Annotated in this window: 22 protein-coding genes; 17 read left to right on the top strand and 5 right to left on the bottom strand. The window is 73.0% G+C overall.

Going from position 1 to position 23,398, the window contains the following annotated elements:
- The first annotated feature begins 54 nt into the window (after positions 1-54).
- The 4 genes from ACWDVG_RS00875 (at position 55) to ACWDVG_RS00860 (ending at position 3,894) form a co-directional block, all read left to right on the top strand.
- Positions 55-744 carry a winged helix-turn-helix domain-containing protein gene (locus tag ACWDVG_RS00875; protein ID WP_451694837.1) on the top strand — a complete coding sequence of 230 codons (690 nt, stop codon included), beginning with the start codon at positions 55-57 and terminating at the stop codon, positions 742-744.
- Between the two features lie 5 nt (positions 745-749).
- Complete coding sequence (locus ACWDVG_RS00870) at positions 750-2,012, top strand: MFS transporter (RefSeq protein WP_451694835.1); 1,263 nt, start codon at positions 750-752, stop codon at positions 2,010-2,012.
- Between the two features lie 31 nt (positions 2,013-2,043).
- On the top strand, positions 2,044-2,892 hold the full coding sequence (locus tag ACWDVG_RS00865; protein WP_451694833.1) for an arylamine N-acetyltransferase family protein: 849 nt from the start codon (positions 2,044-2,046) through the stop codon (positions 2,890-2,892).
- A 108-nt stretch (positions 2,893-3,000) separates the two neighbouring features.
- Positions 3,001-3,894: a YceI family protein gene (locus tag ACWDVG_RS00860; protein WP_451694831.1), complete on the top strand. Its 894-nt coding sequence runs from the start codon at positions 3,001-3,003 to the stop codon at positions 3,892-3,894.
- Between the two features lie 58 nt (positions 3,895-3,952).
- On the opposite strand, the gene ACWDVG_RS00855 is transcribed toward ACWDVG_RS00860, so the two are convergent.
- The gene (locus ACWDVG_RS00855) at positions 3,953-4,195 is read right to left on the bottom strand and encodes a hypothetical protein (RefSeq protein WP_451694829.1); all 243 of its coding nucleotides are present in this window, start codon (positions 4,193-4,195) and stop codon (positions 3,953-3,955) included.
- A gap of 127 nt (positions 4,196-4,322) precedes the next feature.
- Here ACWDVG_RS00855 and holA point away from each other — a divergent pair, with 127 nt between their 5' ends.
- Positions 4,323-5,312: a DNA polymerase III subunit delta gene (gene holA / locus ACWDVG_RS00850; RefSeq protein ID WP_451694827.1), complete on the top strand. Its 990-nt coding sequence runs from the start codon at positions 4,323-4,325 to the stop codon at positions 5,310-5,312.
- Between the two features lie 1,114 nt (positions 5,313-6,426).
- On the opposite strand, the gene rpsT is transcribed toward holA, so the two are convergent.
- Positions 6,427-6,693, bottom strand: a complete 267-nt coding sequence (rpsT, locus tag ACWDVG_RS00845) for a 30S ribosomal protein S20 (protein WP_093876150.1) — start codon at positions 6,691-6,693, stop codon at positions 6,427-6,429.
- Positions 6,694-6,878: 185 nt separating this feature from the next.
- On the opposite strand from rpsT, the gene lepA reads away from it, so the two are divergent.
- The 3 genes from lepA (at position 6,879) to hemW (ending at position 12,242) form a co-directional block, all read left to right on the top strand.
- The gene (gene lepA / locus ACWDVG_RS00840; protein ID WP_451694825.1) at positions 6,879-8,744 is read left to right on the top strand and encodes a translation elongation factor 4; all 1,866 of its coding nucleotides are present in this window, start codon (positions 6,879-6,881) and stop codon (positions 8,742-8,744) included.
- Between the two features lie 296 nt (positions 8,745-9,040).
- Positions 9,041-10,915, top strand: coding sequence for an AMP-dependent synthetase/ligase (locus tag ACWDVG_RS00835; RefSeq protein ID WP_451694823.1), 1,875 nt, complete (start codon positions 9,041-9,043; stop codon positions 10,913-10,915).
- A 94-nt stretch (positions 10,916-11,009) separates the two neighbouring features.
- Positions 11,010-12,242 carry a radical SAM family heme chaperone HemW gene (gene hemW, locus ACWDVG_RS00830; RefSeq protein ID WP_451694821.1) on the top strand — a complete coding sequence of 411 codons (1,233 nt, stop codon included), beginning with the start codon at positions 11,010-11,012 and terminating at the stop codon, positions 12,240-12,242.
- 73 nt (positions 12,243-12,315) lie between these two features.
- Here hemW and ACWDVG_RS00825 read toward each other — a convergent pair whose 3' ends face one another.
- Together ACWDVG_RS00825 and ACWDVG_RS00820 are read right to left on the bottom strand one after the other, a co-directional pair.
- Complete coding sequence (locus ACWDVG_RS00825; protein ID WP_451694819.1) at positions 12,316-13,128, bottom strand: DUF3097 domain-containing protein; 813 nt, start codon at positions 13,126-13,128, stop codon at positions 12,316-12,318.
- 10 nt (positions 13,129-13,138) lie between these two features.
- On the bottom strand, positions 13,139-13,867 hold the full coding sequence (locus ACWDVG_RS00820) for an MBL fold metallo-hydrolase (protein WP_451694817.1): 729 nt from the start codon (positions 13,865-13,867) through the stop codon (positions 13,139-13,141).
- 139 nt (positions 13,868-14,006) lie between these two features.
- On the opposite strand from ACWDVG_RS00820, the gene hrcA reads away from it, so the two are divergent.
- The 4 genes from hrcA to ACWDVG_RS00800 all read left to right on the top strand — a co-directional run bounded on the left by hrcA (position 14,007) and on the right by ACWDVG_RS00800 (position 18,105).
- Complete coding sequence (gene hrcA, locus ACWDVG_RS00815) at positions 14,007-15,026, top strand: heat-inducible transcriptional repressor HrcA (protein WP_451694816.1); 1,020 nt, start codon at positions 14,007-14,009, stop codon at positions 15,024-15,026.
- Positions 15,027-16,163: a molecular chaperone DnaJ gene (gene dnaJ / locus ACWDVG_RS00810; RefSeq protein WP_451694814.1), complete on the top strand. Its 1,137-nt coding sequence runs from the start codon at positions 15,027-15,029 to the stop codon at positions 16,161-16,163.
- 119 nt (positions 16,164-16,282) lie between these two features.
- Positions 16,283-17,365, top strand: coding sequence for a nitronate monooxygenase (locus ACWDVG_RS00805; protein ID WP_451694812.1), 1,083 nt, complete (start codon positions 16,283-16,285; stop codon positions 17,363-17,365).
- On the top strand, positions 17,362-18,105 hold the full coding sequence (locus ACWDVG_RS00800; RefSeq protein ID WP_451694810.1) for a 16S rRNA (uracil(1498)-N(3))-methyltransferase: 744 nt from the start codon (positions 17,362-17,364) through the stop codon (positions 18,103-18,105). The genes ACWDVG_RS00805 and ACWDVG_RS00800 overlap by 4 nt, the downstream gene beginning before the upstream one ends.
- On the opposite strand, the gene ACWDVG_RS00795 is transcribed toward ACWDVG_RS00800, so the two are convergent.
- Positions 18,102-18,470, bottom strand: coding sequence for a hypothetical protein (locus ACWDVG_RS00795; protein WP_451694808.1), 369 nt, complete (start codon positions 18,468-18,470; stop codon positions 18,102-18,104). The two genes, ACWDVG_RS00800 and ACWDVG_RS00795, sit on opposite strands and share 4 nt — an antisense overlap.
- Positions 18,471-18,551: 81 nt before the next feature.
- Between ACWDVG_RS00795 and ACWDVG_RS00790 the strand changes: the two genes are divergently transcribed.
- From ACWDVG_RS00790 to ACWDVG_RS00770, 5 genes are all read left to right on the top strand, one after another.
- Entirely contained in the window at positions 18,552-19,874 is a 1,323-nt protein-coding gene (locus ACWDVG_RS00790; RefSeq protein ID WP_451694806.1) for an ATP-binding protein, read from the top strand.
- Positions 19,871-21,010 (top strand): tetratricopeptide repeat protein, encoded by a 1,140-nt coding sequence (locus ACWDVG_RS00785; protein WP_451694805.1) that lies wholly within the window; start codon positions 19,871-19,873, stop codon positions 21,008-21,010. The genes ACWDVG_RS00790 and ACWDVG_RS00785 overlap by 4 nt, the downstream gene beginning before the upstream one ends.
- Positions 21,011-21,087: 77 nt before the next feature.
- On the top strand, positions 21,088-21,447 hold the full coding sequence (locus tag ACWDVG_RS00780) for a histidine triad nucleotide-binding protein (RefSeq protein ID WP_451694803.1): 360 nt from the start codon (positions 21,088-21,090) through the stop codon (positions 21,445-21,447).
- Between the two features lie 22 nt (positions 21,448-21,469).
- Complete coding sequence (locus tag ACWDVG_RS00775; protein WP_451694801.1) at positions 21,470-22,372, top strand: ribonuclease Z; 903 nt, start codon at positions 21,470-21,472, stop codon at positions 22,370-22,372.
- Between the two features lie 9 nt (positions 22,373-22,381).
- Positions 22,382-23,374: an adenosine deaminase gene (locus tag ACWDVG_RS00770; RefSeq protein WP_451694800.1), complete on the top strand. Its 993-nt coding sequence runs from the start codon at positions 22,382-22,384 to the stop codon at positions 23,372-23,374.
- Positions 23,375-23,398 lie beyond the last annotated feature (24 nt).

Here is a 23,398-nt window from a genome sequence, read left to right as displayed (position 1 = left end):
GACCTATGTAAAGGAATGCTTGTAAAGGAGTCTTTCTATAGATAGCTTGAGAACATGCCGGAGAGCACACCCCAGCCCGAGGGCGAGCAGCCCCGCAGCATCCAGTTGACCGACCCCCGCGCCCTGCGGGCCTACGCCCACCCCCTGCGCATGACGCTGGTGGGACTGCTGCGGCGCAGCGGGCCCTTCACCGCCACTCGGGCCGCCGAGCTGACGGGCGAGTCCGTCGCCAGCTGCTCGTACCACCTGCGGATACTCGCCAAGTACGGACTGGTCGAGGAGGCCCCGGGCGGCCGGGGCCGCGAGAAGCCCTGGCGGGCCACCGCCCGCTACACCGAGTGGCCCGGCTACAGCGAGGACCCCTCGGTGGCCGAGGCGACCGACGCGCTGAACGTGGCCGTCGCCGAGCGCTACTTCGGGCGGTTCGCCCAGGCCCTGGAGAACCGGGGCGGGGTGTCGAAGGAGTGGCGGGAGGCCGAGCAGTTCGGCGACTCCCTGCTCTACCTCACCCCCGCGGAACTCGCCGACCTCGGTCAGCGGATCGTCGACCTGCTCCTGCCCTACGAGGAGCGCGAGACCGACCCGAGCCTGCGGCCCGCCGGCGCCGAGCCCGTCAGCATCATGCGGATCGCCTACCTGGACCCCGGCCCCGACGAGGACCGGCACGCCGCCGAACCCCGGCACGCCGTCGAACCCCGGCACACCACCGAGCCTCGGCAGACCGACGACACCACGGAGGAGTGAGACACATGGCCCTGACGGACCGCATACCGGCGCTGCTACGCGAGCCGGTCTTCCGCCGCTACTGGACGGGACAGACCGTCTCCCTCCTCGGCGACCAGATCTCGCTCATCGCGATCCCGCTCGCCGCCATCATGGTCCTCGGGGCCGACGCCGCGGCCATGGGCTGGCTCAAGACCGTCGAACTGCTCCCCGCCCTGCTGCTGAACCTGCCACTCGGCGCGTGGGCCGACCGGCAGGCCCGGCGCAGGCACGTCATGATCGCGGCGGACCTGGGGCGTGCCGCGCTGCTCCTGACGCTGCCCCTCGCCTACGCGCTCGACGCGCTCACCCTGGGGCAGCTGTACGCGGTCGCCTTCGGCGTCGGCGCGCTCACCGTGCTGTTCGACGTCTGCAACGCCACGATCTTCGTGGCCCTCGTCCCGGCCGACCGATATGTGCAGGCCAACTCGTTGGTCAACGGCGCGCGTTCGATGGCCTGGCTCGGCGGGCCCGGTGTCGGCGGTGTGCTCGTGCAGGTCCTCACCGCGCCGCTGGCCCTCGTCGCGGACGCCCTCACCTACCTGCTGTCGGCGGGATACCTGGCCCGGATCCGGCCGGTGGAGCCCGCGCCCGCTCCGGTGGTCAAGGGGCACTTCACGGAAGGGCTCCGCTGGGTGCTCAGGGACCGTTCGATGCGGGCGCTGTTCGCCTCCTCCGGCACGATCCAGTTCTTCAACTACATGTTCCACACCCTCTTCGTGCTCTACGTGACCACCGAACTCGGCCTGAGCGCGGGCCTGCTCGGGGCCGTGCTGGCCGCCGGAGCCGTCGGCGGTCTCATCGGGGCCGTGGTCAGCGGCGCGGTCGTCCGGAGGATCGGCATCGGTGGTTCGCTCATCACCGGTTTCCTCGGCTTCACCCTGCCCCTGCTCCTCGTGCCCTTGGCCGACGGGCCGCTGCCGCTGGTCGTGGCGCTGCTCTTCCTCGCGGAGTTCCTGTCCTGCGTGGGCGTGATGATCGTGGACATCGCCGCCGGGGCGTACCAGATGGCGGCGATACCCGACGCCATCCGGGCCCGGGTCATGGGCGCGTACCGCACCCTCAACCACGGCTTCCGCCCGCTCGGCGCCCTCGTCGGCGGAGTGCTCGGCACCGCCATCGGGCTGCGCCCGACGCTCTGGACAGCGACCGTCGGAGCCGTCTTCGCCGTCCTCTGGCTGCTGCCCTCCCCGCTCGCGCGGATGCGCGAACTGCCCACGAGCGAAGGGGAACGCGTCATAGTCGGATGATCTCCGGGGCGGGCCGGGGCAGACTGCCACCATGACGACTCAGCCGACCGGCACCACCCCCGCCGGCACCACCGCGTTCTCCGCCGACGACATCGACGCCTACCTGCGGCGCATCGGCGCGGAGCGGCCCGCGCGGGCGGACGCGGCCGCCCTGTGCGCGCTGCACCTGCGCCACCTCAGGAGCGTGCCCTTCGAGAACCTCTCGATCCACCTCCGCGAGCCCATCGTGCTCGACGAGAAGGCGCTGGTCGACAAGGTGGTCGGCGCCCGGCGCGGTGGCTTCTGCTACGAACTGAACACCGCCTTCGCGGTGCTGCTGCGGGGGCTCGGCTACCGGGTCTCGCTGCTCCAGGGCCGAGTCTTCGGCGAGGAGGGGCGGCCGGGCATCCCGTACGACCACATGGCGCTGCTCGTGGAAACGGCGGACGGGGCCAGGTGGCTGGCCGACGTCGGCTTCGGCGAGCACAGCCACCACCCCCTGGCCTTCGACGAGCGCGGCGAGCAGGCGGACCCGGCGGGCGTCTTCCTGATCAGGGAGACCGGTGACGGTACGGGCGACCTGGACGTCCTGCGCGACGGCAAGCCGCAGTACCGCCTCGAAGTCCGCCCGCGCGAGCTCGCCGACTTCGCCGCAGGCGCCTGGTACCACCAGACCTCGCCCGACTCGCACTTCCCGCGCTCGCTCATCTGCTCGCTGCTCACGGAGGAGGGCCGGGTGACCCTCAGCGGCATGAAGATGATCAGCCGGGTCCACGGCGAGCGGCTGGAGCGCGACCTCGACGCGGACGAGGAGGTACGGGCCGCGTACCGGGACCTGTTCGGGATCACGCTGGACGAGCTGCCCGTCGTACGTGGACCCCTCAATTCGGACCCTCGGTAACACTTGGCCACACTTGACGACACTCGGCCTGTTTGCCTCGAACGCCCCAGCAGTGATCGAATGCGACTTCGTTGCATGGTGAACGAGTCGCACGGGGGTGCGTGAGGAATGTTCGGTCGTCTGTTCGCGAAGCGTGGGGCGGGTGCCGCACGGAGCGGCCCGTACGCCGACGTCGCCGTACCCGCCTCGGCGGGAGTGCTGAGCTGCCGGGTGCTCGACCCCGTGCACGAACCGGTACGGCAGGCCGAGTTCGTCCTCAGCGACGCCGCAGGCCGCAGGGTGCTGGGCGGCGAGAGCGACCCCTACGGGCGGGTGCTGGCCACCGTCCCGGCGGGCGAGTACCGGCTCGCCGTCACCTCCGAGGGGTACACCCCCCACCGCACCAGCGCCGTCGTCACCGAGGGCGAACACCACGGCCTCGGCGACGTCCTCCTCCAGATCGCCCCGCAGCCGCAGCTCCCCGAACCCGGCGAGTGGCAGATCGACCCCCACCACTCGCAGATCGGCTTCGTCGCCCGGCACATCGGACTCGCCCGGATCCACGGACGGTTCAACAGCTTCGCGGGCGCCATCCGTGTCGCCGACCGGATGGAGGACTCGGCCATGCACGTCGTCATCGACGCCGCCTCCATCGACACCGGGGTGCAGATGCGCGACGACCACCTGCGCTCCGCCGACTTCCTGGAGGTCGGGGCCTACCCCACCATCGAGTTCTTCAGCGAGCGCTTCGTCCACCGGGGCGGCAGCCGTTGGGCCGTCACCGGCGCCCTCACCCTCCACGGAGTGAGCCGCACGGTGACCCTCGACACCCAGTACCTCGGCCTCGGCAACGGCCTGGAGGACGAGACCCGCGCCGCCTGCCGGGCCTCCACCGAACTGCACCGCGAGGACTTCACGCTCACCTGGCAGACACTGCTCGCGCGAGGCATCGCGGCGGTCGGGTCCAGCATCACCATCGACCTGGACATCCAGATCGTGCCGAAGGTGCCGCAGACGCCGTAGATGCCGCACGCGCCCGGGGGACGGCCGCACGCGCCCGGGGACGGTCCGGGGCTGAGGCCTACGGGGCCTCGAGCCACCCCTCGTACTCGGCGGCCAGCGCGTCGAGCTCCGCCGGGTCGAGCCGGTCGTCCGGGTCCTCGACCACCACCAGCCACTGCGCGTCCTCGGCGTCGTCCTCGCCGGCCAGCGCGTCGCGCACCAGCTGGGGCTCCTCGGCCACGCCGAACCGGTCGGGGAGCTCCTCGGCGACCTCCTCGGCCGCGTCACGGTCGGGCAGTACCAGTACGTGTCGTCCACTCACGCCGCCATTGTCGCGTCCCGCCCGTCCTGGCCCGCTCCCCGGTCCGGGCCCCGGCCGGGGAGCCTGGCCCGGGCCCCGTCGGCCGGGCGCACGGCGCTGTCGGTGGCCCGTGGGATGCTGGACCGCGATGGCCACCAGAAAGACTTCCCCCGACGACCTCCTCGGCCCCGTGACGCTCGCCGTGGGGCAGGAGGACCTGCTCCTCGACCGCGCCGTCCAGGAGGTGGTGGCGGCCGCCCGCGCGGCCGACGCCGACACCGACGTGCGCGACCTCACGCCCGACCAGCTGCAGCCCGGCAGTCTCGCCGAGCTCACCAGCCCCTCGCTCTTCGCCGAGCGCAAGGTCCTCGTCGTGCGGAACGCCCAGGACCTCTCCGCCGACACGATCAAGGACGTCAAGGCGTACCTCGACGCGCCCATCGAGGAGATCACGCTCGTCCTGCTCCACGCCGGAGGCGCCAAGGGCAAGGGGCTGCTCGACGCCGCCCGCAAGGCGGGGGCCCGGGAGGTGGCCTGCCCGAAGACCACGAAGCCGGCGGAACGGCTGACCTTCGTACGACAGGAGTTCCGGGCCCTCGGGCGCTCCGCGACGCCCGAGGCGTGCCAGGCGCTCGTCGACGCGATCGGCAGCGACCTGCGGGAGCTGGCGTCCGCCGTCGCGCAGCTCACCGCCGACGTCGAGACGACGATCGACGAGGCCGTCGTGGGGCGCTACTACACCGGCCGGGCCGAGGCCTCGTCCTTCAACGTCGCCGACCGCGCCGTCGAGGGGCGTGCGGCGGAGGCGCTCGAGGCGCTGCGCTGGTCGCTCTCCACGGGCGTGGCCCCCGTGCTCATCACCAGCGCCCTCGCGCAGGGCGTGCGGGCGATCGGCAAGCTGTCGTCCGCCCGGGGCGGGCGGCCGGCGGACCTGGCGCGGGAGCTGGGGATGCCGCCGTGGAAGATCGACCGGGTGCGGCAGCAGATGCGGGGGTGGACGCCGGACGGGGTGTCCGTCGCCCTGCGGGCGATCGCGGAGGCGGACGCGGGGGTGAAGGGCGGGGGGGACGACCCCGAGTACGCGCTGGAGAAGGCGGTGGTGGCGGTGGCGCGTGCGGCGAGGGCGCGGCGCGGCTGACCTGGCCGGGGCATTTCCCCCCACCCCGCCCCTTCCCGAAACCCTGCCGGGGGCTGGTGGGGGGTGGGGGGTGCTGTCCGGGGGCTGCCGCCCCCGGGGCCCCGGTCTGCGGGCGGCTGCTTCGCGCCGCCCGGCTCGTCGACGGCTGTGAGTGGCTGCTTCGCGCCGCCGTGGGCCTGCGCCCCCGGCCGCCGGCCTATGGACGGCGGTTGCTTCGCGCCGTGGGGCCTGTGCCTTCGGCCGCCGGCCTGTGGGCGGCGGTCGCTTCGCGCCGTCGGGCCTGTGCCATCGGCTGTGGGCCGGGGTGGTGGTTTCGGGGGCGGTGCTTTTCCCCCACCCCGCCCCTTCCCGAAACCCCGCCGGGGGCTGGTGGGGTGGGGGTTGTTCTCCGGGGGCTGCGCCCCCGGGCCCCCGGTCTGGGCGCGGCTGCTACGCGCCGCCAGGCCTGCGTCTCTTCCCGGGCGCGGCTGCTTCGCGCCGTCACGGCCCGCGTCCCCGCCGGGTGCGCGGCTGCTTCGCGTCCCCCACGGCCCCCGTTTCCGGCTGGGTGCCGCGCTGCTTCGGGGCGCCGCGCTCCCGCGTCCCCGGCAGGCGCGGCTGCTTCGCGTCCCCCACGGCCCCCGTTTCCGGCTGGGTGCCGCGCTGCTTCGGGGCGCCGCGCTCCCGCGTCCCCGACAGGCGCGGCTGCTTCGCGCCGCCACGGCCCGCGTCCCCGCCGGGTGCGCGGCTGCTTTGCGCCGCCAGGCCTGCGTCTCTGCCCGGGCGCGGCTGCTTCGCGCCGTCACGGCCCGCGTCCCCGCCCGGTGCGCGGCTGCTTCGCGTCGCCCGCCATGGGCGGCGGCGGTGCGCCCGTCCCCGGTCCTGCGTACTTCGGCATCCGAGCGGGCCGGCCCGGCCCCGGCGGGGGGCTCCGGGGAGCGCATGGTCCACAGGCGACGGTACGGCGAAGGCCCCGGCGTCCCTGGGGAAGGGGCGGCGGGGCCTTCGGCGTCGTGATGTGGTTCCGCACACGCGTGGCGAACGCGTCTCGCGTGCGGGGCCGGGTGGTCGGGCGGGAGCGGTAGAGAGGGTCCGCTGGGTCCCGTACGCGACCGGTGAAGCGCTAGATCAGAGCTCAGCCCTGGAGGGAAGCGACCTTGATCGCCAGCGCCGACTTCTTGTTGGCGGCGGCGTTCTTGTGGATGACACCCTTCGAGACAGCCTTGTCGAGCTGACGCGAGGCGGCACGGGTGGCCACGGTGGCCTTCTCGAGGTCGCCGGCGGCGACAGCCTCACGGGCCTTGCGGATCGCGGTCTTGAGCGACGACTTGACGGCCTTGTTGCGCAGGCGCGCCTTCTCGTTGGTCTTGTTCCGCTTGATCTGGGACTTGATGTTCGCCACTGAGAGAGCCTTTACAGGTTCGATGTTCCTTCAGGATGTGTCACGCAGCTGAGAGGGCACACGAGACACAGCTGTCCACGGTATCAGGCGCCCTCCGGCCCGCCCAAACCGGGCGCCGGGCGGCGGGCATGGGACCATGGAGCCTACGTATCCGTTCTGAACATCGCCCGAGACGAGAACCCTGCGTGCCCGCGACTCCTACCAACGTGCCCGAGCCGAGCCGTACCGACCCGGCTCTGATCCGCAACTTCTGCATCATCGCGCACATCGACCACGGCAAGTCGACCCTTGCCGACCGGATGCTCCAGCTGACCGGAGTGGTCGACCAGCGGCAGATGCGCGCCCAGTACCTCGACCGGATGGACATCGAGCGCGAGCGCGGCATCACGATCAAGTCCCAGGCGGTCCGGCTGCCCTGGGCGCCGACCGAGGGCCCCGATCAGGGCAGGACGCACATCCTGAACATGATCGACACCCCCGGGCACGTCGACTTCACCTACGAGGTCTCGCGGTCCCTCGCGGCCTGTGAGGGCACCATCCTCCTCGTCGACGCGGCGCAGGGCATCGAGGCGCAGACCCTCGCCAACCTCTACCTGGCGATGGAGAACGACCTCACGATCGTTCCGGTCCTCAACAAGATCGACCTCCCGGCCGCCCAGCCGGAGAAGTTCTCCGAGGAGCTGGCGAACCTCATCGGCTGCCAGCCGGAGGACGTCCTCAAGGTCTCCGCGAAGACCGGCATGGGCGTCGAGGCGCTGCTCGACCGCGTGGTCCGGGAGGTCCCGGCCCCCGTGGGCGTGGCCGACGCCCCCGCCCGCGCGATGATCTTCGACTCGGTGTACGACTCGTACCGGGGCGTGGTCACGTACGTCCGTGTGATCGACGGGCAGCTCAACAAGCGCGAGCGCATCAGGATGATGTCGACCGGCGCCACCCACGAGCTGCTGGAGATCGGCACCAACTCTCCCGAGATGCTGGCGGCCGACGGCCTCGGCGTCGGCGAGGTGGGCTACCTGATCACCGGCGTGAAGGACGTCCGCCAGTCCAAGGTCGGTGACACGATCACCAGCCAGAGCAAGGGCGCGACCGAGGCACTCGGCGGATACAAGGACCCGAAGCCGATGGTCTTCTCGGGCCTGTATCCGCTGGACGGCTCGGACTACCCCGAGCTGCGCGACGCCCTCGACAAGCTGCAGCTCAACGACGCCGCGCTCGTCTACGAGCCGGAGACCTCCGCCGCCCTCGGCTTCGGTTTCCGCGTGGGCTTCCTCGGCCTGCTCCACCTGGACGTGATCCGCGAGCGCCTGGAGCGCGAGTTCGGGCTCGACCTCATCGCCACCGCCCCGAACGTGGTCTACCGCGTCGTGATGGAGGACGGCAGCGAGCACACGGTCACCAACCCGAGCGAGTTCCCCGAGGGCAAGATCAGCGACGTGTACGAGCCGGTCGTACGCGCCACGATCCTCGCCCCGAGCGAGTTCATCGGCGCGATCATGGAGCTCTGCCAGACCCGCCGCGGCACGCTGATCGGCATGGACTACCTCTCCGAGGACCGGGTGGAGATCCGCTACACCCTCCCCCTCGCGGAGATCGTCTTCGACTTCTTCGACCAGCTGAAGTCGAAGACGCGCGGCTACGCCTCCCTGGACTACGAGCCCACCGGCGAGCAGGCCTCCAGCCTGGTCAAGGTCGACATCCTGCTGCACGGCGACAAGGTCGACGCCTTCTCGGCGATCACCCACAAGGACGCCGCCTACGCGTACGGCGTGCGGCTCGTCGCCAAGCTGCGCGAGCTCATCCCGCGGCAGGCCTTCGAGGTGCCGATCCAGGCCGCGATCGGTTCCCGGGTCATCGCGCGCGAGACCATCCGCGCCATCCGCAAGGACGTCCTCGCCAAGTGCTACGGCGGTGACATCTCCCGCAAGCGGAAGCTGCTCGAGAAGCAGAAGGAGGGCAAGAAGCGCATGAAGATGGTCGGATCCGTCGAGGTGCCGCAAGAGGCCTTCATCGCTGTCCTCTCGAGCGACGAGTCCGGCGGCAAGAAGAAGTAGCGAGAAGACGTCAAGAAGAAGCAAGAAGAAGCAGGAAGAAGTAGGGCGGCGAGAAGCGGGAGGAACCCGGCCGGGACGGGTACCTCCTCAGGCGCTGACTCGCGCGGACGTGTGCACTGATTCGTGCACGGACGTGTGCATGGGACGGGCCCACGTGCGCAGCGCACGTGGGCCCGTTCGTTATCCGCAGCCCCTTACGTGGCGGCTTTCCGGCCTCTACTCTGAACCCGGCTCGAAGGTTACTCGCCAGTTAGTTACGCACCACCCGTAGGCACCGCCGCCGCCCGGAGGACGTCGTGAGCGACACACAGACCCTGATCGAGAACCGGCCGCCCTCCGTGGCGACCCTCTTCCTTGAGCGCGTCGAGCGGACCCCCGATGCCGAGGCCTACCGCTATCCGGTGGCCACCGCGGGCGAGGGTCCCGACGACTGGAAGTCGCTCAGCTGGGGCCAGGCCGCGCAGCGGGTGTACGCCATCGCCGCCGGCCTCGTCGACCTCGGCGTGCAGGCCGAGGAGCGCGTCGCCCTCGCCTCCTCCACCCGGGTCGAGTGGATCCTCGCCGACCTCGGCGTGATGTGCGCGGGCGCCGCCACCACCACCGTCTACCCGCAGACCAACGCCGACGAGTCCGCCTTCATCCTCTCCGACTCCGAGTCGAAGGTGCTGATCGCGGAGAACGCCGCCCAGCTCGCCAAGGCCGTCGAGCGCCGCGCCGACCTGCCCGGCCTCCACCACGTCGTCGTCATCGACGCCGAGGGCGTCGACACCTCCGACGAGTGGGTCCTCAGCCTCGCCGACCTGGAGGCGCGCGGCGCCGCGTACCTGGAGAAGCACCCCGAGGCCGTGAAGGAGCGGGTCGCGGCCATCTCCTCCGACCAGCTCGCCACCCTCATCTACACCTCCGGCACCACCGGCCGCCCCAAGGGCGTCCGCCTGCCGCACGACAACTGGTCGTACATGGCCAAGGCGATCGCCGCCACCGGCCTCGTCACGAAGGACGACGTCCAGTACCTCTGGCTGCCGCTCGCGCACGTCTTCGGCAAGGTGCTGACCTCCGGCCAGATCGAGGTCGGCCACGTCACCGCCGTCGACGGCCGCGTCGACAAGATCATCGAGAACCTGCCGGTCGTCCAGCCCAGCTACATGGCGGCCGTGCCCCGCATCTTCGAGAAGGTCTACAACGGGGTCGCCGCCAAGGCGCGGGCCGGCGGCGGCGCCAAGTACAAGATCTTCCAGTGGGCCAGCGGCGTCGCCCGCGAGTACGCCAAGGTCACCCAGGACAACTTCCGCCGCACCGGCACCGCCTCCGCGCCCTTCGGCCTCACCGCCAAGCACAAGGTCGCCGACGCCCTCGTCTACGCCAAGATCCGCGACGCCTTCGGCGGCAACCTGCGCGCCTGCGTCTCCGGCTCCGCCGCCCTCGCCCCCGAGATCGGCTACTTCTTCTCCGGCGCCGGCATCCACATCCTGGAGGGCTACGGCCTCACCGAGTCCTCCGCCGCCTCCTTCGTCAACCCCGGCGAGGCCTACCGCACCGGCACCGTCGGCAAGCCGCTCCCCGGCACCGAGGTCCGCATCGCCGACGACGGCGAGATCCTGCTGCGCGGTCCCGGCATCATGGAGGGCTACCACGGCCTGCCGGAGAAGACCGCCGAGGTCCTGGAGTCCGACGGCTGGTTCCACACCGGGGACATCGGCGAACTCTCCGCCGACGGCTACCTCCGGATCACCGACCGCAAGAAGGACCTCATCAAGACCTCCGGCGGCAAGTACATCGCCCCGGCCGAGGTCGAGGGCCAGTTCAAGGCCGTCTGCCCGTTCGTCTCCAACATCCTCGTCCACGGCGCCGACCGGAACTTCTGCACCGCGCTCATCGCCCTCGACGAGCCCGCCATCCTCGGCTGGGCCGCCGACCACGGCCTCGCGGGCAAGCCGTACGCCGAGGTCGTCGCCGCGCCCCAGACGCAGAAGCTGATCCAGGGGTACGTCGACCGCCTCAACGAGGGCCTCCAGCGCTGGCAGACGATCAAGAAGTTCCGGCTCCTGCCGCGCGACCTCGACATCGAGCACGGCGAGCTCACCCCGTCCCTGAAGCTCAAGCGACCCGTGGTCGAGCGGACCTACAAGGACCTCATCGACGAGATGTACGCCGGGTCGCGCGAGGCCTGAGCCGACGGCCGCGAGGCTGCCCGCGCCCACGGCCGCGAGGCCAGGGCCCACGGCGGCCGCGGAGCCACCGCGGGCAGTACGGGACAATGGGCTCATGCCTTCCGTACTGCCCGATGGTGAGCCCATGCCCGAGGACGGGGCGCTGCCCGCGCACGCCCTGCGAGGGGCGGGGGAGCGACCGCTCGGGTTCTATCTGCACGTGCCGTACTGCGCCACGCGGTGCGGCTACTGCGACTTCAACACGTACACCGCGAGCGAGCTGCGCGGTGCGGGCGGCGTGCTCGCCTCCCGCGACAACTACGCCGGACAGGTCGTCGAGGAGATCCGGCTCGCCCGGAAGGTCCTCGGCGACGACCCCAGGCCGGTGCGGACCGTGTTCGTCGGCGGCGGGACGCCGACGCTGCTCGCCGCGGGCGACCTCGTACGGATGCTGGGGGCGATCCGTGACGAGTTCGGGCTCGCCGACGACGCCGAGGTCACCACCGAGGCCAACCCGGAGTCCGTCGACCCCGCCTACCTCGCCGAGCTGCGGGCCGGCGGCTTCAACCGGATCTCCTTCGGGATGCAGAGCGCCCGGCAGCACGTCCTCAAGGTCCTCGACCGCACCCACACCCCCGGACGCCCCGAGGCGTGCGTCGCCGAGGCGCGCGCGGCGGGCTTCGAGCACGTCAACCTCGACCTGATCTACGGCACCCCCGGCGAGTCCGACGACGACTGGCGGGCCTCCCTGGACGCGGCCATCGGCGCCGGACCCGACCACGTCAGCGCCTACGCCCTGATCGTCGAGGAGGGCACGCAGCTGGCACGCCGCATCCGGCGCGGCGAGGTGCCGATGACCGACGACGACGTGCACGCCGACCGGTACCTGATCGCCGAGGAGGCCTTCGAGGCGGCGGGCTTCTCCTGGTACGAGGTCTCCAACTGGGCCACCTCGGAGGCCGGGCGCTGCCTCCACAACGAGCTGTACTGGCGCGGCGCCGACTGGTGGGGCGCCGGCCCCGGCGCCCACTCGCACGTGGGCGGCGTCCGGTGGTGGAACGTGAAGCACCCGGGCGCGTACGCCGCCGCGCTCGGCGCCGGGAAGTCACCGGGCGCCGGCCGGGAGGTCCTCTCGGACGAGGACCGGCGCGTGGAGCGCATCCTGCTGGAGCTGCGGCTGCGCGAGGGCGTCGAGCTGTCGCTGCTGCGGCCGGCGGGGCTCGCGGCGGCCGCACGGGCGCGTGCGGACGGGCTTCTCGACGCCGGGCCGTACGAAGCCGGGCGCGCGGTGCTGACCCTGCGGGGACGGCTGCTCGCCGACGCCGTGGTGCGGGACCTGGTGGACTAGGGCGCTTCTTCCGGATCGGGCCGGGCTCGCGACACCGGGCGTCGGGAGCCCGGCGAGATCCGGAAGAGACGGCCTAGCCGGGCCCGGCCGTGACGAAGTCGATCAGTTCCTCCACCCGGGCGAGGAGCGCCGGTTCCAGGTCCTTGTAGGAGTGGACCCGGTCCAGGATCGCCTGCCAGACGGCGCCCGTGTTCTCGTGCGGCCAGCCGAGCGCCCGGCACACGCCCGTCTTCCAGTCCTGGCCGTGCGGGACCTTCGGCCAGGCCGGGATGCCCAGGGAGGACGGCTTCACGGCCTCCCAGACGTCGATGTAGGGGTGGCCGACCACCAGGACGTCCGGGCCCGTCACCCGCGCGGCCAGGCGGGACTCCTTCGAGCCCGGCACCAGGTGGTCCACCAGGACCCCCAGCCGGGCGTCCGGTGCCGGGGCGAACTCCGCGACGATCGACGGGAGGTCGTCCACGCCCTCCAGGTACTCCACGACCACGCCCTCGATCCGCAGGTCGTCGCCCCACACCCGCTCGACGAGCTCGGCGTCGTGGCGGCCCTCCACGTAGATGCGGCCCGCACGGGCCACCCGCGCCCGCGCGCCCGGGACCGCGATCGAGCCGGAGGCCGTACGGGCGGGGCGGGCCGGGCCGCCGGGGGCGGGGCGGACGAGCGTGACGACCCGCCCCTCCAGGAGGAAGCCGCGCGGGTCCATCGGGAAGACCCGGTGCTTGCCGAACCGGTCCTCCAGGGTCACCGTGCCCGCCTCGCAGCGGACGACCGCCCCGCAGAAGCCCGTCGCGACCTCCTCCACCACCAGGTCGAGGTCGGCCGGGACCTCGGGTACGGGCGCGGAACGCTTCCAAGGGGGCGTCAGATCCGGGTTGTAGCTGCGCATTCGGGCGACGTTAGGCCACGGAGAAGCGCCGTGCCAGTTCATCGCGCTGGCGTCGTACGAACGCGGCGTCGACCACCGCCCCGTGCCCGGGCACGTACACCGCGTCCTCGCCGCCCAGCGCGAGGAGCCGGTCCAGCGCGTCCGGCCAGCGGGACGGGATCGCGTCCGGGCCCGCCTGCGGCTCGCCCGACTCCTCCACCAGGTCCCCGCAGAACACGACCTCGCGCTCGCCCGGCACCAGGAGCACCAGGTCGTGGCCGGTGTGGCCGGGGCCCACGTTCGCCAGGAGCACCTGCCGGCCGCCCAGGTCGAGCGTCCACTCGCCGGTGACCGTGTGGCCCGGGGACACCAGGGCCGCGACGGCCTCCTCGGCGGCCCGCGCGTCCACCCCCTGCCGTACCGCGTCCGCAAGGAGCCCCTCGCGCTCGCCCGCCCGGCGCAGCAGCCCGTCCACGCCGACCGCGCCGAAGACCTCCGCTCCCGCGAACGCCGCGGTGCCGAGGACGTGGTCGAAGTGCGGATGGCTCAGTGCGATGTGCGTCACTCTCCGGCCGCCGGTCAGCCCCTCGATCTGCTCCCGCAGCCCGGCGCCCTCGGCGAGGGTCGAGCCGGTGTCGTAGAGCAGTACGGCCCGTTCTCCCAGGACCAGTCCGGCCGTCGCGTCCCAGCCGGGGAGCCGTCGCCTGCCCACCCCGTCCGAGAGCCCTTCCCATCCCCACGCTGCCCAGTCGATCTCCATGGGGCGACGCTAGCGGGTCCGCCTCCTTGCCAGGAGCGACGGGCCCGGCCGTACACTGGCCGGGGGATTCCTGGCACTCGGACGGGTCGAGTGCCAAAAGCGGAGCAACCGGGAACGACGACAGCTGGAGGTGTGCGCCATGCTCAGCGAACGCAGACTCGAGGTGCTGCGCGCCATCGTCCAGGACTACGTCGGCACGGAGGAGCCCGTCGGCTCCAAGGCGCTCACGGAACGCCACAAGCTCGGCGTGTCGCCCGCCACCGTGCGCAACGACATGGCCGTCCTGGAGGACGAGGGATACATCGCCCAGCCGCACACCAGCGCGGGCCGCATCCCCACCGACAAGGGCTACCGCCTCTTCGTGGACCGGCTGGCCGGCGTCAAGCCGCTGTCCACCCCGGAGCGGCGGGCCATCCACAACTTCCTGGACGGCGCGGTCGACCTCGACGACGTCGTCGGCCGGACGGTCCGGCTGCTCGCCCAGCTGACCCGGCAGGTCGCCGTCGTCCAGTACCCCTCGCTGACCCGGTCGACCGTCCGGCACGTCGAGCTGCTCTCGCTGGCCCCGGCCCGCCTGATGCTCGTCCTCATCACGGACACCGGCCGGGTCGAGCAGCGGGTCATCGACTGCCCGGCGCCCTTCGGCGAGACCTCCCTCGCCGACCTGCGGGCCCGGCTCAACAGCCGGGTCGTCGGCCGTCGCTTCGCCGACGTGCCGCAGCTGGTGCAGGACCTCCCCGAGTCCTTCGAGGAGCCCGAGGACCGCGCCACGGTCTCCACCGTGCTCGCGACCCTCCTCGAAAGCCTCGTGGAGGAACACGAGGAGCGGCTGATGATCGGCGGCACCGCCAATCTCACCCGCTTCGGACACGACTTCCCCCTGACGATCAGGCCCGTCCTGGAGGCCCTCGAGGAGCAGGTCGTGCTCCTCAAGCTCCTCGGCGAGGCCAAGGAATCGGGCATGACCGTACGCATCGGGCACGAGAACGCCCACGAGGGACTGAACTCCACGTCCGTCGTCTCGGTCGGCTACGGTTCGGGCGGCGAAGCAGTCGCCAAACTCGGCGTGGTCGGACCGACCCGCATGGACTACCCCGGAACGATGGGAGCGGTACGCGCAGTGGCACGTTACGTCGGACAGATCCTGGCGGAGTCGTAAGTGGCCACGGACTACTACGCCGTACTCGGCGTACGCCGCGACGCGTCCCAGGACGAGATCAAGAAGGCCTTCCGCCGACTGGCCCGCGAGCTTCACCCGGACGTCAACCCGGACCCGAAGACGCAGGAGCGGTTCAAGGAGATCAACGCGGCCTACGAGGTCCTCTCGGACCCGCAGAAGAAGCAGGTCTACGACCTCGGCGGCGACCCGCTCTCCGCCTCGGGCGGCGGCGGCGCGGGCGGCTTCGGAGCCGGCGGCTTCGGCAACTTCTCGGACATCATGGACGCGTTCTTCGGCACGGCCTCGCAGCGCGGACCGCGCTCGCGGACCCGCCGCGGCCAGGACGCCATGATCCGCCTGGAGATCGACCTCAACGAGGCGGCCTTCGGCACCACCAAGGACATCCAGGTCGACACGGCGGTCGTCTGCACCACCTGTTCGGGTGAGGGCGCGGCCCCCGGCACGTCCGCCCAGACCTGTGACATGTGCCGCGGCCGCGGCGAGGTCTCCCAGGTCACCCGGTCCTTCCTGGGCCAGGTCATGACCTCCCGGCCCTGCCCCCAGTGCCAGGGCTTCGGCACCGTCGTCCCGACCCCGTGCCCCGAGTGCGCGGGCGACGGCCGGGTGCGGTCCCGCCGCACCCTCACGGTCAAGATCCCGGCCGGCGTCGACAACGGCACCCGCATCCAGCTCGCGGGCGAGGGCGAGGTGGGCCCCGGTGGCGGCCCCGCCGGCGACCTGTACGTCGAGATCCACGAGACCCCGCACGAGGTCTTCCAGCGGCGCGGCGACGACCTGCACTGCACGGTCACCATCCCGATGACCGCGGGCGCGCTCGGCACGAAGGTGCCGCTGCAGACCCTCGACGGCGTCGAGGAGATCGACATCCGCCCGGGCACCCAGTCCGGCCAGTCGATCCCGCTCCACGGGCGCGGCGTGACGCACCTGCGCGGCAACGGGCGCGGCGACCTCATCGTCCACGTCGAGGTCCAGACGCCGAGCAAGCTCGACGCCGAGCAGGAACGGCTCCTGCGCGAACTGGCCAAGCTGCGCGGCGAGGAACGCCCCACGGGCCAGTTCCAGCCGGGACAGCAGGGCCTGTTCTCCCGCCTGAAGGACGCGTTCAACGGGCGCTGAGGTCCCGACACAGCGGGACGCGTTCAACGGGCGCTGAGCAGTCACGTTCGGGATCAGGGGCGGCACTCCGGTGCCGCCCCTTTTCCTTGCCCGCGGGGGCGACATGACACGATGCCCGTATGTCCACCACCGCACTGAACGATCTCTCGCGCTTTCCGATCGTGCAGGCCCCCATGGCGGGTGGCGCCTCCTGTCCCGAGCTCGTCGGGGCCGTCTGCGAGGCCGGGGCGCTCGGCTTCCTCGCCGCCGGGTACAAGACGGCCGGCGGGCTCTACCAGGAGATCAAGCAGGTGCGCCGGCTCACCGCCCGGCCGTTCGGCGTCAACGTGTTCATGCCCTCCGGCGGGCGGCCCGCCGACCCCGCGGCCGTCGAGGTCTACCGGCACCAGCTCGCTGGCGAGGCGACCTGGTACGAGACGCAGCTCGGCGAGACCGACGAGGGCCGCGACGACGCGTACGACGCCAAGCTGGCCATCCTCCTGGAGGACCCGGTGCCCGTCGTCTCCTTCACCTTCGGCTGCCCGGCGCCCGATACCCTCGCCTCCCTCGCCCGCGCCGGTACGTACACGATCGTCACCGTCACCTCCGCCGACGAGGCCCTCGCCGCCGAGGGCGCGGGCGCCGACGCCGTCTGCGTCCAGGGCGTCGAGGCCGGCGGCCACCAGGGCACCCACCGCGACGACTCCTCCGACGAGGGCGACCCCGGCACCGGGCTGCTGACCCTGATCACCCGGGTCCGCGAACGCGTCGCGCTGCCGATCGTCGCCGCCGGCGGCATCATGCGCGGCGCCCAGATCGCCGCCGTCCTCGCCGCGGGCGCCGAGGCCGCCCAGCTGGGCACCGCGTTCCTCGTCTGCCCCGAGTCGGGCGCCCACCCCCTGCACAAGCGGGCCCTGACCGACCCCCTCTTCACCCGCACCGAGCTGACCCGGGCCTTCTCCGGGCGCCCGGCGCGCGGGCTCGTCAACCGGTTCGTGCGCGAGCACGGGCCGTACGCCCCCGCCGCGTACCCCGAGATCCACCACCTCACCGCCCCGCTGCGCAAAGCCGCCGCGACCGCCGGCGACGCGCAGGGCATGGCCCTGTGGGCCGGCCAGGGCCACCGGCTCGCCCGCGAGCTGCCCGCCGGGCAGCTCGTCGAGGTGCTGGCCGCCGAACTCGACACCGCACTCTCCGAGCTGGACCGCAGGAGCGCCTCATGACCGCACCCGTCTTCGTCGTCGACTCCCTCCCCGACACCCGGCAGTTCGTCCTGGACGGGCCCGAGGGACGGCACGCCGTCTCCGTGAAGCGGCTGGAGCCGGGGGAGGCCGTCGTCCTCACCGACGGCCGGGGCCGCTGGGCCGACTGCGTCGTCTCGGCCGTCGAGGGCAAGGACCGGCTGACCGTGGAGGCCTCGGCCGTCCACGAGGACCCGGCGGAGGAGCCGCGCGTCACCGTCGTCCAGGCGCTGCCCAAGGGCGACCGGGGCGAACTCGCCGTGGAGACCATGACGGAGACCGGCGTCGACGCGATCGTGCCGTGGGCCGCCTCCCGCTGCATCACCCAGTGGCGGGGCGACCGCGGTCTCAAGGCGCTCGGCAAGTGGCGCTCCACCGCCCGCGAGGCCGGGAAGCAGTCGCGCAGGACCCGGTTCCCCGAGGTCGCGGACCAGATGTCGACCAAGCAGGTCGCCGCGCTCCTCGCGACCGCCGACTTCGCCGCCGTCCTGCACGAGGACCGCGACCACCCCAGCGGGGCGCTCGCCACCGCCGAACTCCCCGCGAAGGGCTCGATCGTCCTGGTCGTCGGACCCGAGGGCGGTGTCTCCCCGGAGGAGCTGGCCGTCTTCGAGGAGGCGGGCGCCCGCCCGTACCGCCTCGGCCGCAGCGTCCTGCGCACCTCCACGGCCGGCACGGCGGCCACGGCCCTGGTCCTCGCCCGCACCGGCCGCTGGAGCTAGGTCGTCTCCTCCGGCGCGGTCAGCTCGTCGAAGAGCGGCCAGCCGTCCACCTCGTGGGGGCCGTCGGCCGTCGGGAGGAGGCCGCGGGCGGCCGCCAGGTCGAGGAGGGCGCGGACGGCTCCCGGTGTGTTGAGGTTCAGGTGGCCGCCGCCGACGGCCGCCACCTCGCCCACCCCGTAGGGGAAGCCCGCCGTGACGCGACCGGGCCCGCCGTCGAAGACCAGCCGCAGCAGCGCGTTGCGGCGCTCGGCCCGGCGCAGCGTCACGTACGTGCGGCAGCCCCGGCGGTGGCTGTGGGCGGTGTTCCACAGCCACACCTCGCCGTCCACCGTCAACCTGCGGGGCGCGCGTGCACGTCGGCTCATGCGGTGAGCCTAGGGGCTGCCCGCGGGTGGACGGCGGGGGCGGTGGGCGGGGAGCCCGGGCGCTTTTCTAGGCTGGCCCGCATGGCCGACGAGTCCCCCCTGATCCGCAGTCTGCGCGCCGCGGTCGCCGCCGCGCCCGACGACGTGCCCCTGCGCCTCCACTTCGCCGAGCTCCTCCTCACCGAGGGCCGGAACGACGAGGCCGTCGCGGAGGCGGCCGTCGCGCTCCAGCACGCGCCGGGGGACGAGGCCGCCCGGACGCTCATGGTCCGGGCCATGGGGATGCCGCAGGCCCCCGCGCCCGTGCCGCCCGCCCCCGCCCCCGCGCCGGTGCCGCAGGCCCCCGCGCCCGCGCCGGAGACGCCCGAGGCCCCCGAGACGCCCGAGGCCCCGGCCCCCGAGGCGCCCGCCTTCGACTGGGCCGCCGCCGAGCAGCAGGTGCGGGACCTCGTCGGGCCCCGGTTCCTCGACGGGCCGCAGGCCGCAGACGGCGAGGGCACCGCCGGGGACGCCGCCGCCTGGGACGTGGACGCCCCCGGAGCCGTACGCCTGGCCGACGTCGGCGGCATGCGGGAGGTCAAGGAGCGCCTGGAGGCCGCCTTCCTCGCGCCCATGCGCAACCCCGAACTGCGCAGGCTGTACGGCAAGTCGCTGCGCGGCGGGCTGCTGCTCTACGGCCCCCCCGGCTGCGGCAAGACCTTCATCGCCCGCGCCGTCGCGGGCGAGCTCGGCGCCAACTTCCTCACCGTGTCGCTCTCCGACGTCCTCGACATGTGGATCGGCGCCTCCGAGAAGAACATCCACGACATCTTCGAGACCGCCCGCCGCCAGGCGCCCTGCGTCGTCTTCCTCGACGAGCTCGACGCCCTCGGCGGCAAGCGCTCCCGCACCCACCACAGCGGACTGCGCAACGTCGTCAACCAGCTCCTCACCGAACTCGACGGCATCGCGAGCGGCGCGGGCAACGAAGGGGTCTTCGTCCTCGCCGCCACCAACGTGCCCTGGGACGTGGACCTCGCGCTCCGCCGCCCCGGCCGCCTCGACCGGACGCTGCTCGTGCTGCCGCCGGACGCCGCCGCGCGCGAGGCGATCCTCCGCTACCACCTGCGCGAGCGGCCCATCGAGGCCGTCGACCTGGGCAAACTCGTCAAGGCCACCGAGGACTTCTCCGGCGCCGACCTCGCCCACGTCTGCGAGACGGCCGCCGAGGCCGCGCTCCTCGACTCCGCCCGCAGCGGCTCCGTACGCCTCATCTCCACCAAGGACCTGCTGGGCGCGGCCAAGCAGATCAGGCCGTCGACCGAGCCGTGGTTCGCGGCCGCCCGGAACGTCGCCATGTTCGCCAACGAGGGCGGCCTCTACGACGACCTCCTCGCCTACCTGAAGCGGAAGCGCAAGCTGTGACCACGCCCAGCACGCCGCACCCGCCGCACACCCCCGGCACGCCCGGCACCCCGACCGCGCTCGCGCGGGCCGAGGCGCTGTACGACGCCGGGCGGTACGCGCAGGCCGGGGCCCTCGTCGCCCAGCACCTGGCGACCGACCCCGAGGACGCCGAGGCCCTCGTGCTGCTCGCCCGCTGCCACCACCGCGCCGAGAAGCACCCGGCCGCCCTCGCCGCCGTCGACCAGGCGCTGCGGGCCCGGCCCGAGCTGCTCATGGCCTGGCTGATGCGCACCCAGATCCTGCTGGCCCTCAAGCGGTACGCGGAGGCCGAGGCGGCCGGCCGGCACGCCGTCGCGCTCGCGCCGAACTTCTGGGGCAGCCACTACGCGCTCGGCACCGCCCTCGCCGAGCACGGCGAGCACACGCGTACGCCCGCACGGACCGTCGAGGCGTACGAGGCGGCGCGCGCCGCCGTCACCCTCGGGCCCGAGGAGGACGCGGCGCACTTCCTGGTCGGTCTCACCGCCCAGCGGCGGGGCGACCACGCCACCGCGCAGCGGGCGTACGAGACGGCGCTGCGGCTCAACCCGCAGAGCAGCGAGGCCCACAACAACCTGTCGCTGCTGCGGCTGCGGCGCCGCTGGTTCCGGCGCGGGGCGTGGACGCAGGCCGCCGAGGGCTTCGTCGCCTCCGCCGCGCTCGACGTCCAGGACCGCAAGGCGCGCTACAACCTGGAGGCCATGGCGTGGAGCACCGCCGCCGGGGCCCGCTGGGTCGCCCTGCTCGGCTTCTTCGCCGCCGCGCTCGGCTCCGCCCCCGCCCGCACGGGCGCGACCGGGGCCGGGGCGGTCGTGCCGTTCCTGATCGGCGCGGCCGTCCTCGTCGGCGCCTGGGGCGGCTGGGCGCTGTGGATGACCCGCCGGGTTCCGCCGCGGCTGCGCCGCCCGCTGCTGCTCGTGGCGCGCGGCTGCCGGCCGGTGCTGGCGATGGCGGCCGCGGTGGCGCTGCTCGGGCTGTACTCGGTGGCGGCGATGGCCCTGTGGTCCTTCGACGCGGGCGTGGTCGGCGGGCTCGGCGCGCCGCTGTTCTGGGCGGTGATCATCACCTACTGGGTGAGCCGCACGGCCCTGAACCGGCGCGCGCCGAAGGACTGACCGGACGACGGCCGGGGGACCGGCGGCCGATAGCATGCGCGGGTAGTGACCGACGGACCGTGAGGAGGGCAGGGCCAATGGCCGGAGAGCCGCAGGGCGACTGTCTGTTCTGCAAGATCGTGGCGGGGGAGGTGCCGGCGACGATCGTGCGCGAGACGGAGACGACCGTCGCGTTCCGCGACATCAACCCGCAGGCGCCCACGCACGTACTCGTCATCCCGCGCCTGCACCACCCGGACGCCGCCTCGCTGGCCGCCGCCGCGCCGGCCGTCGCCGCCGACGTGCTGCGGGAGGCGGGGGAGATCGCCGCGCAGGAGAAGGTCGACGGCAGCGGTTACCGCATCGTCTTCAACACCGGCACCGGCGCCGGGCAGACCGTCTTCCACGCGCACGCGCACGTGCTGGGCGGCCGCGGCCTCAACTGGCCGCCCGGATAAGCGGAACGGGCGGGAGACGGACGTGTCCGTACGCGAGCTGGTCGTCCTCGGCACGGCGAGCCAGGTGCCGACCCGGCACCGGAACCACAACGGCTACCTGCTGCGCTGGGACGGCGAGGGCATCCTCTTCGACCCCGGCGAGGGCACCCAGCGGCAGATGCTGAGGGCCGGGGTGGCCGCGCACGACCTCGACCGGATCTGCGTCACGCACTTCCACGGCGACCACTCGCTCGGCCTTGCCGGGGTGATCCAGCGGATCAACCTCGACCAGGTCCCGCACCCGGTCGCCGCCCACTACCCCGCGAGCGGGCAGCACTTCTTCGAGCGGCTGCGGTACGCCACCGCCTACCGCGAGACCGTGAAGATCGCCGAGACGCCGGTGGCCGGGGACGGGCCGCTCGCCGTCACCGACTCGTACACGCTGGAGGCGTACCGGCTCTCGCACCCCGTCGAGTCGTACGGCTACCGGCTCGTCGAGCCCGACGGCCGGCGCATCCTCCCCGAGCGGCTCGCCGCGCTCGGCATCAAGGGCCCCGACGTGGGGCGCCTCCAGCGCGAGGGCGCCCTGGACGGCGTCACCCTCGACGAGGTGAGCGAGACCCGGCGCGGGCAGCGCTTCGCGTTCGTCATGGACACCCGCCTCTGCGACGGCGTGCACGCCCTCGCGGAGGGCGCCGACATGCTCGTCATCGAGTCGACCTTCCTCGACGAGGACGTCCGTCTCGCCGTCGACCACGGCCATCTGACCGCCGGTCAGGCCGCGGCCGTCGCCCGGGACGCCGGGGTGCGCCACCTCGTCCTCACCCACTTCTCGCAGCGCTACTCCGACCCGGAGGCGTTCGAGCGCCAGGCGCGGGCCGCCGGGTACGCGGGCGAACTGAGCATTGCCCAGGACCTCATGAGGGTCCCCGTACCGAAGAGATAGACACCCCCCATGCCCGTACCCAAGGCCGAACTGCACCTCCACATCGAAGGCACCCTCGAACCCGAGCTGGCCTTCGCGCTCGCCGCCCGCAACGGCGTCACCCTGCCGTACGCGGACACCGACGAGCTGCGCCGGGCGTACCGCTTCGACGACCTGCAGTCCTTCCTCGACCTGTACTACGGCCTGATGGCCGTCCTGCGCACCGCCGAGGACTTCACCGCGCTCGCCGACGCCTATCTGGAGCGGGCCGCCGCGCAGGGCGTCCGGCACGCCGAGATCTTCTTCGACCCGCAGGCGCACACGGCCCGCGGCGTTCCTCTCGGCACGGTCGTCGAGGGGCTCGCCGCCTCCCTCGACCGCGCCGAGGAGCGGTACGGGATCTCCACCCGGCTCATCATGTGCTTCCTGCGCGACGAGTCCGCCGCGTCGGCGCTCGCCACCCTGGAGGCCGCGAAGCCGTATCTGGACCGGATCACCGGCGTCGGCCTCGACTCGGCGGAGGTCGGCCACCCGCCGGCGAAGTTCCGCGAGGTGTACGAGGAGGCCGCTCGGCTCGGGCTGCGGCGCGTCGCCCACGCGGGCGAGGAGGGCCCGGCCGCCTATGTGCGCGAGGCCCTCGACGTCCTCGGCGTGGAGCGGGTCGACCACGGCCTGCGCTGCATGGAGGACCCGGAGCTGGTGGCGCGGCTCGCCCGCGAGCGGGTGCCGCTGACGCTGTGCCCCCTGTCGAACGTACGGCTCCGGGTCGTCGACACCCTGGCCGACCACCCGCTGCCCGCGATGATGGCGGCCGGGCTGCTGGTGACGGTGAACTCCGACGACCCGGCGTACTTCGGCGGGTACGTCGGGGACAACTACGACGGGGTGCGCCACGCGCTGGGCCTCGCGCCGGAGCAGCTGCGGGAGCTGGCGCGGAACTCCTTCGAGGCGTCGTTCCTGGACGACGACGAGCCGCGCCGGGCGCGGTACCTCGCCGAGGTGGAGGCGTACGACTTCGGCTGACCGGCCCCGGGGGCCAGGGCCCCG

The organism is Streptomyces sp. NPDC003327, assembly GCF_053589515.1.
This window is presented reverse-complemented; position numbering and strand designations above follow the sequence as displayed.

Excerpts from the sequence above, each read along its gene's own strand:
- ACWDVG_RS00875 (WP_451694837.1), top strand. The coding sequence starts at position 55 with ATGCCGGAGAGCACACCCCAGCCCGAGGGCGAGCAGCCCCGCAGCATC.
- ACWDVG_RS00870 (WP_451694835.1), top strand. The coding sequence starts at position 750 with ATGGCCCTGACGGACCGCATACCGGCGCTGCTACGCGAGCCGGTCTTC.
- ACWDVG_RS00865 (WP_451694833.1), top strand. The coding sequence starts at position 2,044 with ATGACGACTCAGCCGACCGGCACCACCCCCGCCGGCACCACCGCGTTC.
- ACWDVG_RS00860 (WP_451694831.1), top strand. The coding sequence starts at position 3,001 with ATGTTCGGTCGTCTGTTCGCGAAGCGTGGGGCGGGTGCCGCACGGAGC.
- holA (WP_451694827.1), top strand. The coding sequence starts at position 4,323 with ATGGCCACCAGAAAGACTTCCCCCGACGACCTCCTCGGCCCCGTGACG.
- hemW (WP_451694821.1), top strand. The coding sequence starts at position 11,010 with ATGCCTTCCGTACTGCCCGATGGTGAGCCCATGCCCGAGGACGGGGCG.
- ACWDVG_RS00825 (WP_451694819.1), bottom strand. The coding sequence starts at position 13,128 with ATGCGCAGCTACAACCCGGATCTGACGCCCCCTTGGAAGCGTTCCGCG.
- ACWDVG_RS00820 (WP_451694817.1), bottom strand. The coding sequence starts at position 13,867 with ATGGAGATCGACTGGGCAGCGTGGGGATGGGAAGGGCTCTCGGACGGG.
- hrcA (WP_451694816.1), top strand. The coding sequence starts at position 14,007 with ATGCTCAGCGAACGCAGACTCGAGGTGCTGCGCGCCATCGTCCAGGAC.
- ACWDVG_RS00805 (WP_451694812.1), top strand. The coding sequence starts at position 16,283 with ATGTCCACCACCGCACTGAACGATCTCTCGCGCTTTCCGATCGTGCAG.
- ACWDVG_RS00800 (WP_451694810.1), top strand. The coding sequence starts at position 17,362 with ATGACCGCACCCGTCTTCGTCGTCGACTCCCTCCCCGACACCCGGCAG.
- ACWDVG_RS00795 (WP_451694808.1), bottom strand. The coding sequence starts at position 18,470 with ATGAGCCGACGTGCACGCGCGCCCCGCAGGTTGACGGTGGACGGCGAG.
- ACWDVG_RS00790 (WP_451694806.1), top strand. The coding sequence starts at position 18,552 with ATGGCCGACGAGTCCCCCCTGATCCGCAGTCTGCGCGCCGCGGTCGCC.
- ACWDVG_RS00780 (WP_451694803.1), top strand. The coding sequence starts at position 21,088 with ATGGCCGGAGAGCCGCAGGGCGACTGTCTGTTCTGCAAGATCGTGGCG.
- ACWDVG_RS00770 (WP_451694800.1), top strand. The coding sequence starts at position 22,382 with ATGCCCGTACCCAAGGCCGAACTGCACCTCCACATCGAAGGCACCCTC.